We start from the raw sequence: 14,420 nt of genomic DNA on the forward strand, positions 1-14,420 counted from the left end.
GGCACCGGGGCCGGGTTCCGGAACTCTGGAGCGCTACACGAACGGTCAGACGCGACGCTTGCCCTTGGGGATATACCGATTGATCTCGCCGTTGCAGGATCGGCTGACCCGCTCGTATTCGGCCAGCGTGTCCACCTGGGCCTGGCGCCGCTCCCGCTCCTGGCCGAACTCCTGCAGCATGTGGCGGAGCAGGCTGTTGACCGGCTGGAGCAGAGCCCGCATCGCCTGGTCCTTGGACCGGGCGCGGACCGGCTTCATCCGGGCCGCCGCGGCTTCCAGCCGGCGGTTCAGCGTCGGCGCGTATTCGCGCAGCAGCTGCTCATCCACGGAGATGTGCTTCATCTCGTGGCTCAGCACCTCGCCGAAGATGCAGCTGTTCTGCGGCAGCTCGCGGGCCACGTAGATGGTCCGCTCCTCATAGCCGAACCCGGCGGTCAGGAGCTTCGGCGTGACGCAGAAGGTCCCGTCGCCCATGGGCTGGATCAGCGCCTCCAGGTTCGACCGCTCGCCGTGCTTGACCAACGCCAGGCCGAGGATGTGCCCGTTCGACGCCCCCGCCGGCCCCGGCGCCCGGCCGGGCATGCGGGCCAGCTGGTCGATGGAGCGGCCATAGTCCCGGCGCAGGGGCGACGTCAGGACGTCGACCTTGAGCTGCGGCGGACCGTACTGCGGGCACGCGCCCCCCTGCTGCGCCGCCGCCGGGGCGGCCGACAGGAGGCCTGCCCCGCCGAGGAGGACGAGGAAGGCCGGCAGCAGCAGCCGACGACGGAGGATGCCCGGGATCATTCCCGGAATGTCGGATCCGCCCCTGCGCACCGCAAGCCCCGCGGCAAGGGGTACCGCGAGCCCGTGCAGCCTCAGGCTCAGCAGCCGCCCGGCTTGCCCGGATAGAGGAAGCGCGCCTTCAGCGTGCCCTCGATCGCGCGCAACTCGCTCGCCACCTCGTTCTCGTCCACGTCGCCGTCCACGTCCACGACCACGTAGCCCAGCTCCGGGTCGGTCTGCAGGTACTGGGCGGCGATGTTCAGGTTGCGGCCGGAGAAGACCTCGTTGATCTTGCGCAGCACGCCCGGACGGTTCTCGTGCACGTGCAGGAAGCGGGTGCAGCCGGCGTGGACAGGCAGAGCCACCTGCGGGAAGTTCACCGCCCCCATGGTCGAGCCGTTGTCGGAATACTCGATCAGCTTCTGCGCCACCTCGGTGCCGATGTTGGCCTGCGCCTCCATGGTCGAGCCGCCGATGTGCGGGGTCAGGATCACGTTGTCCAGGCCGCGCAGCGCGCTCTCGAACACCTCGGCGTCGCTGCCCGGCTCCTTCGGGAACACGTCGATGGCGGCGCCGATCAGGTGACGCTCCTTCAGCGCGCCGGCCAGCGCCTCGATGTCGACCACTTGGCCGCGGGCGGCGTTGATCAGGTGGCTGCCCTTCTTCATGGCGCGCAGCTGCGCCGGGCCGATCATGTTGCGGGTCTGCGGGGTGTCGGGGACGTGCAGGGTCACCACGTCGGACACGGCCAGCAGCTCCTCCAGCGAGTGGCAGGGCTGCGCGTTGCCGAGCGCCAGCTTGTTCACCACGTCGAAGTAGCGGACCTTCATGCCCATCGACTCGGCCATGATCGACACCTGCGTGCCGATGTGGCCGTAGCCGACGATGCCCAGCGTCTTGCCGCGGATCTCGTAGGAGTCCTTGGCCGACTTCATCCAGCCGCCGGCGTGGACGAGGTTCGACTTCGGGAAGATGCCGCGCATCAGCATGATGATCTCGCCGATCACCAGCTCCGCCACCGAACGGGTGTTGGAGTACGGCGCGTTGAAGACGGGAATGCCGAGTCGGCGGGCGGCCTTCAGGTCCACCTGGTTGGTGCCGATGCAGAAGCAGCCGACGCAGATCAGCTTCGACGCGGCCTCCAGCACCTTGGCGGTCAGGTGGGTGCGCGACCGGATGCCCAGGATGTGCACGGACCCGATGCGCTCCAGCAGCTCCGCCTCGTCCAGGGCGCGCGGCAGGCGCTCGACGGACACATAGCCGCCGTGCTCAAGCTCGCTGATGGCGTTGTCGTGGACGCCTTCCAGCAGCAGGATGTTGATCTTGTCCTTGGAGAGCGAAAGCTTGGTCACGGCAGGCATCCGTCCATCTGGAGGCCCGCCCCGGCGGGCCGTCATAAGAGCGAGGGCGCAAATTAATACCAAGAGCCGACCTTGTCACGCAGGCGATGTTGCGCCGCGGGGCCTCCTTTCGCATGGCGGAACGGCGCGACGCGCGGGGCGCGTTCGCGGCGTGCGGAGGAATGAAACGCTGTGAAACGCTATGAAACATGAGTGATGACGATGTTTCATGGCTGTTCCCTCCCGGCGATCCAAGGACATTAATCCTACAGGATTCGGAGCCATGAGGCAACCGGGCGGGGTTGGGCGAGCGCTGCCGCGAAGCGATTGCCCTGGGGTGCGCCCGCATGTGGCTTGGCGCGGAACGCGGGGCGCGGTATCTCTCGACGCAGCGAGAATGAGGCCCGCGACCCGAAGAAAGGCCCCGGCATGACCGACGTCACCATCTACCACAACCCGCGCTGCACCAAGTCGCGCCAGACGCTGGAGCTTCTGCGCTCCAAGGGCATCGAGCCCACGGTCGTGGAGTATCTGAAGACCCCGCCGTCGGCCGCGGAGCTGACGGCCATCCTGGGCAAGCTGGGCAAGGGCCCGCGCGACATCCTGCGCGCCAAGGAAGCGGCCGAGGCCGGCATCGCCAAGGACCTGGACGGCGAAGCACTGGTCGCCGCCATGGTCGCCAACCCCAGCGCCATCGAGCGCCCCATCGTCGTCAAGGGCGATCAGGCCCGCGTCGGCCGCCCGCCGGAAAGCGTTCTGGAGATCCTGTAAGTGACCAAAAACTCCCTGGGCCTCACCGCCGCGGACGCCGCCGCCGAGCTGCGCACGATCCGCGACCTCATCCGCTACGGCGTCAGCCGCTTCAACGAGGCGGACATCGACTACGGCCACGGCACCAGCAACGCCTTCGACGAGGCGGTCTTCATGGTGCTGGAAGGGCTGAACCTGCCGATCGACCAGCTGGAGCCCTATCTGGACGCCCGACTGACCACGGCGGAGCGGCAGAAGGTCGCCGGGCTGCTGCACGCCCGCGTGGAGACGCGCAAGCCGGCCTCCTACCTGCTGAACAAGGCCTACATCCAGGGCATTCCCTTCTATGTGGACGAGCGGGTGATCGTGCCGCGCTCCTACATCGGGGAGATCCTGTTCTCCGGCCTGATCGGCGGCGACGATGGCGGCGATGACGACGTCGACGACTTCACGCTGGTGGAGGACCCGACGGCGGTGGAGCGGGTGCTGGACCTGTGCACCGGGTCCGGCTGTCTCGCCATCCTCGCCGCGCGCATCTTCCCGGAGGCGCAGGTGGACGCGGTGGACCTGTCCGCCGACGCGCTGGAGGTGGCCAAGCGCAACGTCGCCGACAGCGGCTACGAGGACCGCATCACCCTGCACCAGGGCGACCTGTTCGCGCCGCTGAAGAACCGCAAGTACGACGTCATCATCACCAACCCGCCCTATGTGGACGCGGACGCGATGGCCAACCTGCCGCCGGAGTTCCGGCACGAGCCGGCGATGGCGCTCGCGTCGGGCGAGGACGGGCTGGACATCGTCCGCCGCATCCTGAAGGAGGCGCCCAAGCACCTGACGCCGGAAGGCGGCCTGCTGTGCGAGTTCGGCACCGGCCGCGAGATCCTGGAGGCCGAATATCCCAACCTGGACTTCTTCTGGGTGGAAACGGCCAACAGCTTCGGCGAGGTCTTCTGGCTGACCCGCGACCAGCTGAAGGCCGGCGGGAAGTAACCGGGAAGGCCGGCGGCACACCGGCGGGACATCCCCCGCAGTGCCGCCGGCGCGCCCCAAGCGCCCCTTGGGCTAGAACGCCGGCCGGACGAAGGCCCGGCAGCAGGTCTTGGTCCCGTCGCGGCACGGCCAGAGCTGGGGGATGTGCTCCCAGATGGGGCCGAGCCGGTCCTGCATTTCGCTGATGGTGCCGGTGGCCCCCAGGCGGCCGGCGATGCAGGCCGTGTGGGCCAGCGTGGTGGCCAGCTGCGCCGCCTCGCCCGGGTTGGCCTTGAACAGGGACGGGCGGAAGGCGACGGCGGCGCGGGACACGATGCCGAACACCTGTTCCTTGCTGCTGGCCGCGGCGAGGTTCTGCCCGCCCGTTTCGGCCATCCGCCACGACACGTTCAGCAGGGACGCCAAAAGCTTTTCGATCTCGGCGGTGGCGCCGGTCTCCAGCGGCGTCCGGTCGGCGAAGGTCACGTCGAGGATGGCGAAGCTGCGCGGCAGCAGGACGCCGGCGACCGCCATGCCGACGGCCAGGCGCGCCTTTTCGATGCGCTTCACGAAGACGTTGTCCTTGCGCATCCTCACCACCCGGTTCAGATGCTGAATCTGCCGCTCGACCCCCTGGATGGTGGACAGGATGGTTGCGGTCAGGGCCACGAAGTCCGCGTCGTCCGTCGCCATCTTGCGCCAGCGGGCGACGTCTGCGACGAAATCGCGCGTCCCCTTCTCGATGCTCGACACGAGGAAGTCCATCACCGCGCCGAAGGGCGGCCGTCCCAGCTTCTCTGTCATTTCGTGCCGGATGACGGGCGGAGCGATCGTCAGGATGATCGCGCGGTCCTTCAGGTCCACGGACAGCTGGATCAGGAGGAAATGGGCGTAGTCCTTCGTGTCCTCCGACAAGGTGGTGAGGACGCGGTGCAGCGCGTCGATCTGCTGCTCGTCGATCTCCCAGGTCGGCTTTTCCCGGGCGGACTGAAAGAAGATCAGGTCGGTTTCGTCATCGCTCCGGTAGAAGACCGCCCGCTGCGCGTGGAAATACCAGCGCGCCATCGCAAAGCAGCCGGCCAGCGCGTCCAGGCCGGCGGCGACCTGGTCCAGGGATTGGCCGCTGGCCTTGGCCAGGGCCGGCTCCCAGTCCGGCCGCTTCGGCGAGCGGAGCAGACGGCTGACCGCTTCGGCGGCGTCGATGGTGATGAGGATGCGGCTTTCCGGCGTGGTGGCCTGCGCGTAGTCCTCCTTGAAGCGGTTCCACTGCGGCAGCTGCGCTTCGACGAGTCCTTCGGCGGCACGGATCAGCGGCCGCGCGATGTGCCAATGCGCGCCGGGGAAATGTTGGATTTTGTCGACGAAGAAATGCTCCGCATGGCGGCACAGCCGCCGCCACAGGGTGGGCGTCCGGGGAGCCTGTTCGCGGCGCAGCGCCGGCCGCAGCGTGGCGAGGAGCTGCTGCCGGTCCAGCCCTTCGCACAGGGCGTCCAGTTCCCCCCGCTCGACACTCCGCGCCAGCGTTACGACCGATCGGCCGTCCATTTCGCCGAAGAGCTTGTCGAGCTTGTCGAGATGGTCGCGGGTGAAGGCGAAGGTCCGCTCCCGCGCGGACGATGGTCCGTCCGACGCCAACGCACTGCTCTTGCCGCGACCGTGCGGAAGCCGAAGGATTTTCAGGAGCGTTTTCTTCATCAATAAAAACCATGACAAAAGGCGATTTCGATTGTCCCCGTCCGCCTATATTCTTTATTCCCGATTGCTGAGGTTATTTCTTTGTTGCTGCTGAACACCACAACTCCGAGAAGAATCAAAAACACGTCCAGGAAACCTTAAGATTAAATATCTTTAATGCCCTTTTCCGATCGCGAAACCGCGCCCCTTGTGAAAGTAAATTTTCGATTAACCATTTTGATGAACCAAAAAACCTTCGCGATGACCAGCTGTTGCTCCACGGTAATTTCCGAAAGCCGGGACGTCAACAATCCACAAAGACTGTTCATTCGCAATACGCTTGATCGATTGCAGAAAATTGTTCGATTACGAACATGATAATCTTTGACCATCCGGATCGCAAAAGTCGCGAACCAGAGAAAGTTCAAGGAGATTTGCCGAAAATTGAACGATCCGGGCGAACCGGCCCCGTGGCGTTCGACAACGCGCGGTCCTGGACCGTGCGGCTATTGGCCTCAGTCGACCGTCTCGTCCGGCCAAGCCTGACGAATGACGCGTCAGGCCTGGCCGGGACCGCTCACACGCGCCGCCGAAGCAGCACGCTTCCACCCCGGTGCGGCAAGCGCTCGTGCCAGGGAACGTCGGCGCGGGCGACCTCTTCGAAGCCTTCCCCGGCGTAGAGCCGCTGCGCGTCCGCGTTGTCCGCCCAGACATGCAGGGTCACGCGATCGAACCCGCCGGTCCGCGCCCGTTGGTAGACCCAGGCGAGCAAGCTTCGGGCGATCCCGCGGCGGCGCCAGTCCGGATCGACCGCCAGCGCCGACAGGAAATAGCTGCCCCAGTCCTGGGTCCGGCTGAAATCGGCCATATGGGCGAGCCGGTCCGGCGGCAGGCCGGTGTAGTCCTGCGCCCTCATCCAGTCCACCGGGTAGGCATGGGCAACCCCGACGATCCGCCCACCCTCCTCCGCCACGCCGGAATGGCGGTGCGAGAAGGAACCGGACGTTCCGGCCAGCCCCGGCACCAGCATCTCCGCGGCCGTCAGGCCGGGCACGAGGCCGCCCAGCAGGAATTCGTAGACACCGCCGCCGGCCATGTCGATCAGCCGCGCCATCTCCGGCGCGTCATCGGCCATGGCCGGGCGGATGATCCGATCCGAGTGATCCATCGCGTCTGTTCCGTCCCCGTCCCGTTGGTCATCGCCGCGTTGCGAACGTCGGGCGTGGCGGAGGCGTTGACCGACCGCCCGTTGCGCCCTATGCTCCCCGGCATGTCTCGACGTCACCTTACCCTGGGTCTGCGAATTAGCAGCCCGGTTCTCGCCTGAGAGCCGGGGTTTCTGCTCGTCCGCCTTTTCCGACCCAATCCACAGGTAAGCGTGAACCATGTCGACTGTCGTGCTCGCGGCTCCCGCCGCTGAATCCCGTCCGACCGATCCCAACCGCTGCGTCGCTTTCACCGTGGAGGCCGATGCCGATCCCGGCACCCTGCCGCGCGTGCTGGAACTGTTCGCCAAGCGCGGCCTCGTCCCGCTCTCGCTGACGAGCCAATTGCTCGGCGACCGCCTGACCGTGGGGGTCGAGGTCGTGGGCATGGTCCAGGCCGAATCGAACCACGTCGGCAACTGCCTGCGCCAGATCCCGATGGTGTCGCAGGTGTCGGTCACGGACCGCACCCTTCCCAATGATCTGCCGGCCGCCGCGGACTGAGCGGCGACCGGCAGCCGGACCCAGTCAATCAGTCGTCGTCTTCGCCTCGGGCGAGGACGCGGCCGGGCCGGGGCGGATCGCGTCGGACTCCGCTCCCTCGGCGCCAGTCTCTGACGCGGGCGGTTCCTCGACCGTCTGCATCATCTGCGCGGCGCGCTGCAGCTTGCGGAACTGGGCGATCGAAAAGGGCAGGCTCGCCAGATAGACCAGCCCGACGAAGGCCAGCGTCCACCAGGGCTGGCTGACCAGCGAGGCGGCGAGCAGCCCGACCCCGACCAGCGCCGGCACCACATAGTGCGTCGGCACCCGCATGCCCTTGCCGGAGAAGGTGGGCAGCGTGCTGACCATCAGGCCGCCGACCAGAAGGGTCCAGGGCACGACGATGGCCGGGTGGCCGGCGACCGCCGGACCGGCCTCGAACCCGATGACCATGGGCAGCACGGCCAGCCCGGCGCCCGCCGGGGCGGGAATGCCGGTGAAGTAGTTGAAGGCCCAGGGCGGCAGGTCCACGTCGCCCAGCCGCGAGTTGAAGCGCGCCAGCCGCAGCGCCGCGCACACGGCGTAGGCCATGGCCGCGATCCAGCCCAGGCTGCCCGCCCCGTTCAGCGCCCACAGATACATCATGAAGGCCGGGGCGACGCCGAAGCTGATGACGTCGGACAGGCTGTCCAGCTCCGCCCCGAACTTGCTCTGCCCGTTCAGCAGGCGGGCGATGCGGCCGTCCAGCGCGTCGAAGACCGCGGCGATGACGATGCACATCACCGCCTGCTCCCACCGCTCGTGCATGGCGAAGCGGATGGCGGTCAGGCCGGAGCACAGCGCCAGCACCGTCAGGACGTTCGGCAGCAGGTGGTTGATCGACAACCCCTTCAGCCGCGGGTGGGGCCGCCGGGCGCGGCGCTTGCGGAAAACGCCCGGCTTGAAGACCGGCTGCTTGAAGACGGGCGGCCGTTTCATCGGCGCACATCCCCCTGTCGTTGCGGTTCGTCGGAGGTCAGGTCGGCCAGGATCGTCTCGCCGCCGATGGCCGTCTGCCCGACGCAGACCAGCGGCATCACGCCGTCCGGCAGGTAGACGTCGGTGCGGCTGCCGAAGCGGATCAGGCCGAACCGCTCGCCCGCCTTCACCTCCTGCCCCGCCTTCACCCAATAGAGGATGCGGCGGGCGACCAGGCCGGCGATCTGCACGTAGGCGATCTCCCGCCCGTCCGGCAGGCGGTGGCGGAAGGCGGCGCGCTCGTTCTCCTCGCTGGCCTTGTCCAGGGCGGCGTTGACGAAGGTACCCTTGTGGTACTCCGCCGCCACCACCGTGCCGTCGGCCGGCACGCGGTTGACGTGGACGTTGAAGACGTTGAGGAAGATGCTGATGCGGGTGCGCGGCTGGTCGCCCATGCCGAGTTCCGGCGGCGGGACGGCCGGCACGATCATCGTGACGCGGCCGTCGGCCGGGCTGACGAGCAGGCCGGGGCGCGTCGGCGTCACGCGGTCGGGGTCGCGGAAGAAATACGCGCACCACAGGGTCAGAACGAGCCCCAGCCAGCCGAGCGGCTCTGCCACCGCAAGCCCGAGGATCAGGGAAACCACGGCGAAAGCGGCGATGAAGGGCCAGCCGGCGCGGTGGATGGGGACGACTACGGTATCGATGGCGGACATCGCCGGAACTTTACCCTCGGATCGTTTGGAGCGGCGCATTCTAGACGCCATCCCCCGCCCTTTACAGAATTTTAGCAGGCGAGGCGGAGACTCAGAACGTCAACCACAGGAATGAGCGAGCCCCCGTGTCCGTTCCCGCCGCCCGCCTTCAGGCCATGCCGTCGCTCGCGGAGGTCGCTGAGACCGCCCTGCCCTTCAGCCCCGGCTCGATCAGCATGACGCCGGAAGGCGTGCTGGGGATCGCCAAGCCGCCGCGCCCGGCCCGCCTGCATTTCGTGGCGGAGGGGCTGCCCTTCAGCATCGCCGTCAGCTTCGACGGGGAGAAGTCCTGCTCGCAGGTCTGGGCGGAGGTGGGGCACATCCCCTACACCGCGCAGTCCCCCGAACGCCGGCGCCAGCTGCTGGCCGTCCTGCGCGCCATCGAAAACCTGAAGCATGTGGCGTTCGTGGTCCAGGAAGGGCAGAAGATCCTGCTGTTCTCGGAAAAGACCTTCGACGGTCAGGCGTCGCCGGAGGATCTGATCCACCAGACCGTGCTCGCCGTGCAGGAAGCCCGCCCGTTCCTGAGGTTGCTGGCGCCTTATCTCTGAGCCCCGTAGGTTGGGTGCAGCGCCAGCGGAACCCAACAGCGTCGGCGTGGCGGGGTGTGTTGGGTTGCGCTGGCGCTCCACCCAACCTACGAGTCGTCAGTTCGACACGGGCAGCGCGAAGATCTGGCCAGGGTAGATCAGGTCGGGATCGCGGATCTGGTCGCGGTTGGCCTCGTAGATCAGCGTGAACTGGACGCCATGCCCGTAGGTGGCGCGGGCGATGCGCCACAGGCTGTTGCCGGGCTGGACCACCATCGACCGCCCCTCCGGCAGGTTGGCGGGAACCTCCGACACCTGCACGGGAAGCTCGACTCGGGCGGTGACCTTGCCCGAGTCGGTCACCTGGTCGGCGCGCAGGGTGTAGACGCCGGGGTTCACCGGCCGGTCGGGGCTGAGGCGCCAATGCCCGTCCGGGTCGGTGGCGGCACGGCCGACCAGAAGGTTGTCGAGGTAGAGCTGCACGGCGCTGCCCGGCTGCGCCCGGCCGCCCATGGCGACGTGCCCCGCGGCGTCGTAGTCCATGCTCTCGACCGACACGCCGCCGGGCGGGGCCGGCGGAGCCCCCGACAGGCCGCGCGTCGCCGGAGCGTCCGACTTCGGCACCTGGAGGACGGTGCTCGGCCCCATGCCGTCTCGCGGCACGGCGACGGCCAGCGGCCCGATCGGCTGGTCGGACGAGGCGCCGCCCTGTGCCGGCGGCGGCTCCGGAACCATGACGACCACCACCTTGTCCGCCGGGGTCGGGTCGGCCCTGCCGGGCGCCTTCTCCGCCAGGCTCAGCTCGCGTGAGCCGGGCGACAGCGGCTGGTCCGGCAGCAGCACCCATTCCCCCCGCCCGTCCGCGGTGACCGACCCGAGCGGCTTGTCGCCGTCGCGCACGACCACCGAGGAGCCCGGCGTCGCCCGGCCGGCGATGACCGTCGCGCCGTCCGGCGCCACGCGCACGATGTCGAAGCGCGGTCCGGCCGGTGCCGCCGCCTTCTGGTCCGCGGGCTTGACCTCCTTGGCGGGAGCCGGAACGGTGCCCAGGGCCACCGTCGTTCCGCTGTTCCCGGCGGTTGGTGACGCGGGAGGGGTCAACGACACGTAGGCGGCGGCCCCGACGGCCAGCACCGTCGCGACACCGCCGATCAAGAGGGCCTGGTTCACCGGATCACCGCTGCGTCATCGCCGGCCTGATCGCCGACGAATCATACGATAGCAGAACAATTCACACAAAAAGAACACCGCCGATGGATCCGGACCGTATCCGCAAGGTCGATTTGCACCGCCTTCGCGCCTTCTTGAGCACCGATCAGGGAGGCGGACCGATCGGCGGCAGCGATTGCAGGTAGGCAGCGACGGCCGCGCGGTCGTCCGCCGTCAGCTTGGAGGTGGAGTTCCGCACCACCTCCGCCATCGCGTTGCCGACAACATCGCCCTCCGGCGTCAGCCCCGTCTCAAGCAGCAGGGTGATGTCGCCGGGGGTCCAGCCGCCGATGCCGAACCGCGGCTGCGGCGTGATGTTGGGCACCTTGTCGCCGTTCGGCCCCTTGGGGTTGCCGGCGAGGTAGCGGTCGGCCTCCATCCCGCCGAAGGTGGTCCGCGGCGTGTGGCATTCCCCGCAGTGGCCGAGCGCGTCGACGACGTAGCGCCCGCGGTTCCACTCCGGCGGCTTCGCCGGATCGTCGGGGCGCGGCCCGCGGGTGTCGAAGTACAGCCACTGCCAGCCGGCCAGCAGGAACCGCCAGGAGAAGGGCATCGACAGGTCGTGCGGCCGGTTCGCGGCGGCGACCGGCTCCCGCGAGAACAGGTAGGCCTTGAGGTCCAGCAGGTCGCGGTCGGTCATCCGCGTGTAGCTGGGGTACGGAAAGGCCGGGTACAGGTAGGAACCGTCCGGCGCCCGCCCCTCGCGGAAGGCGCGGATGAAGTCGGCGTCCGACCAGCGGCCGATCCCGTGCTCCGGGTCCGGCGTGATGTTCGGCGGATAGAAGGTGCCGAAGGGAGTGGCGAGCGCCCTCCCGCCGGCCAGCGGCTTGCCGCCGCCCTTCTCGTCGGTGTGGCAGCCGAGGCAGCCCGCGGCGTTGAACAGGTATTCGCCGCGCCTTACCGCGTCCGCATCGGCCGCCCGTGCGCCCGCGCCGGCCAAGCCTGTCGCGGCGGCCAGCGCCACCGCGGCGACCATGATGACGGTTTTTACGGCGGCCCGTGATGCCATCACTGCTTCTTCTGGCGGAAATCTTCGTGGCAGTTGGCGCAGGCCTTGGAAACGCCCTGCAAGGCCTGGGCGATCTGCGCGCGGTCGCCGGCGTTGGCGGCCTCGGTCAGCTTTGCGGTGGCCGGCTTCAGCCCGTTCCAGTACTCCACCGCCTTCGGCCAGTTCTGCCACAGCTCCGGCTTGGCGTCGCTGTCGGCGGTGCCGATCGCGGTGCCCTGGGGGAAGACCACGGCGGGGTCCTTGGACGACGCCTCCGTGATGGCGGCCACCGCCGCCTGGACGTCCGCGGCGGAACCGGCCTCGCCCTTCACGAACTTGGCAATGGTCTGCAAACCGCCGCCCATGCTCTTCATGGTCTGCTCGCGCTGCTTGACCAGGGCCGCCGGATCGCCGTCGGTCGCGGCCGCGCCCAGCCCGCCGAAACCAAGATACAGGAACGCGGCAACCGAACCGGCCGCCAGAGCGTTGACGACGCGCGAGTCCATATGGTCTCTCCCGATGGATGATGCCTCACGCCCCGATAGACGCCGAGGGCAGTGATGTTATTCCCTTGTCACAGCAGTGCCCGGACAACAAAGTATTCGCCAGCCGCGGAAACGAGAGCTCAACCAAAGCGGAAGCCACCCCTCACAAAGGGGCCCACACAAAGGGGTATGCGATGAAGACCCTGACGTCCGTTTGCGTCTACTGCGGCTCCTCCAGCCGGGTCGCCGATGTGTACAAGGACGCTGCCCACACGCTGGGCGAGGGGCTGGCCCGCCACGGCATCCAGCTGGTCTATGGCGGCGGGCGGGTCGGGCTGATGGGCATCGCCGCCGACGCCGCCCTGGCGGCCGGCGGCTCCGTCGTCGGCATCATCCCGGAGCACATCCAGTCCGCGGAGGTCGAGCACACCGGCCTGACGGAGCTGATCGTCGTGGACAGCATGCACACGCGCAAGCGCATGATGGTCGACCGGTCGGACGCCTTCGTGGTGTTGCCGGGCGGCTTCGGCACGCTGGACGAGACCTTCGAGATCCTGACCTGGAAGCAGCTGCGGCTGCACGACAAGCCCGTGATCATCGTGGACGTGGACGGCTACTGGCGCCCGCTGCTCGGGATGGTCGACCACATGATCGCGCAGGGTTTCGCGCACAGCGGCCACAGGGCCCTGTTCACCGTGGTGGATGAGGTGGACGACGTTTTCAACGCATTGGCGCATGAACCGGAACCGTCCCTGAAGATCCGCTCACAAAAACTCTGAAAACGGGCAAGTGGTAAGACCAGATCCGGGGGCCTGTGTCACTTTCCCTGCGACATAGGGTGATTTCGTCGCCTCCAGTCCTTTCTTTCGGCGGTGGCCCGGTGCTATATAACCGCGATCCGTTTCCGCCCGGGGAGTCGGGATCCCGCCCCTGGCGGTAACCCGACCAACGCGCACCGGTTCGCGCGTCCGGCGTCCAAGGACAAGACAACCCCTACCCGTTCGGGGAGAACTCGCACCCATGACGAAGATTAAGGTAGCCAATCCGGTCGTCGAACTCGACGGCGACGAGATGACGCGCATCATCTGGCAGTTCATCAAAGACAAGCTGATCCTGCCGTACCTGGACATCGACCTGAAGTACTACGACCTGGGCATCGAGAACCGCGACAAGACGGACGACAAGGTCACGGTCGAATCCGCCAACGCGATTAAGCAGTACGGTGTCGGCGTCAAGTGCGCGACCATCACCCCGGACGAGGCGCGGGTGAAGGAGTTCAACCTCAAGAAGATGTGGAAGTCGCCGAACGGCACGATCCGCAACATTCTTGGCGGCACCGTCTTCCGCGAGCCCATCGTCTGCTCGAACGTTCCGCGCTACGTTCCGGGCTGGACCAAGCCGATCATCATCGGCCGCCACGCCTTCGGCGACCAGTACAAGGCCACCGACTTCGTCGTTCCGGGCAAGGGCAAGCTCACCATCAAGTGGGTGCCGGAAGGCGGCGGCGAGGCGATCGAGCACGAGGTCTTCGACTTCCCGGGCGGCGGCGTCGCCATGGGCATGTACAACCTGGATGAGTCGATCGAGGGCTTCGCCCACTCCAGCTTCATGTACGGCCTGGAGCGCGGCTACCCGGTCTACCTGTCGACGAAGAACACGATCCTTAAGGCCTACGACGGCCGCTTCAAGGACATCTTCCAGAAGGTCTTCGACGAGCACTACGCCGCCCAGTTTAAGGCGAAGGGCCTCGTCTACGAGCACCGCCTGATCGACGACATGGTCGCGTCGGCCCTGAAGTGGGAAGGCGGCTTCGTGTGGGCCTGCAAGAACTACGACGGCGACGTGGAGTCGGACGTCGTGGCGCAGGGCTTCGGCTCGCTGGGCCTGATGACCTCGGTGCTGGTCACGCCGGACGGCAAGACCGTGGAGGCCGAGGCCGCCCACGGCACGGTGACCCGTCACTACCGCGAGCACCAGAAGGGCAAGGAGACGTCGACCAACCCGATCGCGTCGATCTACGCCTGGACCCAGGGCCTGTCCTACCGCGGCAAGTTCGACAACACCCCGGACGTCGTGAAGTTCGCCGAGACGCTGGAAAGCGTCTGCGTCGAGACGGTCGAGGCCGGCTTCATGACCAAGGACCTCGCCATCCTCATCGGTCCGGAGCAGCCCTGGCTGACGACCAAGCAGTTCCTCGACAAGCTGGACGAGAACCTGCAGAAGAAGATGGCCGCCTGGGCGTAACAATTCGTCCGGTGCGACTCCTCGTCCCGGTCAAACGGGACGTCGTGTCGATGTAAGATTGCGGCG

The 14,420-nt window shown here is 67.6% G+C and carries 15 protein-coding genes; 6 read left to right on the plus strand and 9 right to left on the minus strand.

Annotation, left to right across the window (positions count from 1 at the left end):
* Window positions 1-45: 45 nt before the first annotated feature.
* Both J2851_RS16370 and serA read right to left on the minus strand, forming a co-directional pair.
* Window positions 46-786, minus strand: a complete 741-nt coding sequence (locus tag J2851_RS16370; protein WP_246500708.1) for a hypothetical protein — start codon at window positions 784-786, stop codon at window positions 46-48.
* 77 nt (window positions 787-863) lie between these two features.
* Window positions 864-2,117, minus strand: a complete 1,254-nt coding sequence (gene serA, locus J2851_RS16375; RefSeq protein WP_417281603.1) for a phosphoglycerate dehydrogenase — start codon at window positions 2,115-2,117, stop codon at window positions 864-866.
* 417 nt (window positions 2,118-2,534) lie between these two features.
* Here serA and arsC point away from each other — a divergent pair, with 417 nt between their 5' ends.
* Complete coding sequence (gene arsC, locus J2851_RS16380) at window positions 2,535-2,876, plus strand: arsenate reductase (glutaredoxin) (RefSeq protein WP_209767451.1); 342 nt, start codon at window positions 2,535-2,537, stop codon at window positions 2,874-2,876.
* The gene (gene prmB, locus J2851_RS16385; RefSeq protein WP_209767452.1) at window positions 2,877-3,845 is read left to right on the plus strand and encodes a 50S ribosomal protein L3 N(5)-glutamine methyltransferase; all 969 of its coding nucleotides are present in this window, start codon (window positions 2,877-2,879) and stop codon (window positions 3,843-3,845) included.
* A gap of 72 nt (window positions 3,846-3,917) precedes the next feature.
* Here prmB and J2851_RS16390 read toward each other — a convergent pair whose 3' ends face one another.
* Window positions 3,918-5,519: a hypothetical protein gene (locus tag J2851_RS16390; RefSeq protein WP_209767453.1), complete on the minus strand. Its 1,602-nt coding sequence runs from the start codon at window positions 5,517-5,519 to the stop codon at window positions 3,918-3,920.
* 556 nt (window positions 5,520-6,075) lie between these two features.
* On the minus strand, window positions 6,076-6,666 hold the full coding sequence (locus tag J2851_RS16395; RefSeq protein WP_209767454.1) for a GNAT family N-acetyltransferase: 591 nt from the start codon (window positions 6,664-6,666) through the stop codon (window positions 6,076-6,078).
* A gap of 217 nt (window positions 6,667-6,883) precedes the next feature.
* On the opposite strand from J2851_RS16395, the gene J2851_RS16400 reads away from it, so the two are divergent.
* Window positions 6,884-7,207, plus strand: coding sequence for a hypothetical protein (locus J2851_RS16400; protein ID WP_209767455.1), 324 nt, complete (start codon window positions 6,884-6,886; stop codon window positions 7,205-7,207).
* A 24-nt stretch (window positions 7,208-7,231) separates the two neighbouring features.
* On the opposite strand, the gene pssA is transcribed toward J2851_RS16400, so the two are convergent.
* The gene (pssA, locus tag J2851_RS16405; RefSeq protein WP_209767456.1) at window positions 7,232-8,164 is read right to left on the minus strand and encodes a CDP-diacylglycerol--serine O-phosphatidyltransferase; all 933 of its coding nucleotides are present in this window, start codon (window positions 8,162-8,164) and stop codon (window positions 7,232-7,234) included.
* Window positions 8,161-8,859, minus strand: coding sequence for a phosphatidylserine decarboxylase (locus J2851_RS16410; RefSeq protein ID WP_246500709.1), 699 nt, complete (start codon window positions 8,857-8,859; stop codon window positions 8,161-8,163). Before J2851_RS16410 ends, pssA begins: the two co-directional genes overlap by 4 nt.
* A 125-nt stretch (window positions 8,860-8,984) precedes the next feature.
* Between J2851_RS16410 and J2851_RS16415 the strand changes: the two genes are divergently transcribed.
* Window positions 8,985-9,449 carry a hypothetical protein gene (locus J2851_RS16415; RefSeq protein ID WP_209767458.1) on the plus strand — a complete coding sequence of 155 codons (465 nt, stop codon included), beginning with the start codon at window positions 8,985-8,987 and terminating at the stop codon, window positions 9,447-9,449.
* 96 nt (window positions 9,450-9,545) lie between these two features.
* Here the strand turns inward: J2851_RS16415 and J2851_RS16420 are convergent, their stop codons facing one another.
* The 3 genes from J2851_RS16420 to J2851_RS16430 form a co-directional block, all read right to left on the minus strand.
* Window positions 9,546-10,598, minus strand: coding sequence for a LysM peptidoglycan-binding domain-containing protein (locus J2851_RS16420; RefSeq protein WP_209767459.1), 1,053 nt, complete (start codon window positions 10,596-10,598; stop codon window positions 9,546-9,548).
* Window positions 10,599-10,743: 145 nt separating this feature from the next.
* Entirely contained in the window at window positions 10,744-11,646 is a 903-nt protein-coding gene (locus tag J2851_RS16425; RefSeq protein ID WP_209767460.1) for a c-type cytochrome, read from the minus strand.
* Complete coding sequence (locus tag J2851_RS16430; RefSeq protein ID WP_209767461.1) at window positions 11,646-12,131, minus strand: c-type cytochrome; 486 nt, start codon at window positions 12,129-12,131, stop codon at window positions 11,646-11,648. Before J2851_RS16430 ends, J2851_RS16425 begins: the two co-directional genes overlap by 1 nt.
* Before the next feature lie 173 nt (window positions 12,132-12,304).
* Between J2851_RS16430 and J2851_RS16435 the strand changes: the two genes are divergently transcribed.
* Both J2851_RS16435 and J2851_RS16440 read left to right on the plus strand, forming a co-directional pair.
* Window positions 12,305-12,889 carry an LOG family protein gene (locus J2851_RS16435; RefSeq protein WP_209767462.1) on the plus strand — a complete coding sequence of 195 codons (585 nt, stop codon included), beginning with the start codon at window positions 12,305-12,307 and terminating at the stop codon, window positions 12,887-12,889.
* Between the two features lie 241 nt (window positions 12,890-13,130).
* The gene (locus J2851_RS16440; RefSeq protein ID WP_209767463.1) at window positions 13,131-14,354 is read left to right on the plus strand and encodes an NADP-dependent isocitrate dehydrogenase; all 1,224 of its coding nucleotides are present in this window, start codon (window positions 13,131-13,133) and stop codon (window positions 14,352-14,354) included.
* Window positions 14,355-14,420: the final 66 nt, after the last annotated feature.

Origin of the sequence: Azospirillum rugosum, from assembly GCF_017876155.1 — a bacterium.
Lineage (GTDB): Bacteria > Pseudomonadota > Alphaproteobacteria > Azospirillales > Azospirillaceae > Azospirillum > Azospirillum rugosum.

Bases quoted from the DNA above. Each gene is read 5' to 3' on its own strand.
- J2851_RS16370 (WP_246500708.1), bottom strand. From the start codon at position 786: ATGATCCCGGGCATCCTCCGTCGTCGGCTGCTGCTGCCGGCCTTCCTC.
- arsC (WP_209767451.1), top strand. From the start codon at position 2,535: ATGACCGACGTCACCATCTACCACAACCCGCGCTGCACCAAGTCGCGC.
- J2851_RS16390 (WP_209767453.1), bottom strand. From the start codon at position 5,519: ATGAAGAAAACGCTCCTGAAAATCCTTCGGCTTCCGCACGGTCGCGGC.
- J2851_RS16395 (WP_209767454.1), bottom strand. From the start codon at position 6,666: ATGGATCACTCGGATCGGATCATCCGCCCGGCCATGGCCGATGACGCG.
- J2851_RS16400 (WP_209767455.1), top strand. From the start codon at position 6,884: ATGTCGACTGTCGTGCTCGCGGCTCCCGCCGCTGAATCCCGTCCGACC.
- pssA (WP_209767456.1), bottom strand. From the start codon at position 8,164: ATGAAACGGCCGCCCGTCTTCAAGCAGCCGGTCTTCAAGCCGGGCGTT.
- J2851_RS16410 (WP_246500709.1), bottom strand. From the start codon at position 8,859: ATGTCCGCCATCGATACCGTAGTCGTCCCCATCCACCGCGCCGGCTGG.
- J2851_RS16425 (WP_209767460.1), bottom strand. From the start codon at position 11,646: ATGGCATCACGGGCCGCCGTAAAAACCGTCATCATGGTCGCCGCGGTG.
- J2851_RS16430 (WP_209767461.1), bottom strand. From the start codon at position 12,131: ATGGACTCGCGCGTCGTCAACGCTCTGGCGGCCGGTTCGGTTGCCGCG.
- J2851_RS16435 (WP_209767462.1), top strand. From the start codon at position 12,305: ATGAAGACCCTGACGTCCGTTTGCGTCTACTGCGGCTCCTCCAGCCGG.
- J2851_RS16440 (WP_209767463.1), top strand. From the start codon at position 13,131: ATGACGAAGATTAAGGTAGCCAATCCGGTCGTCGAACTCGACGGCGAC.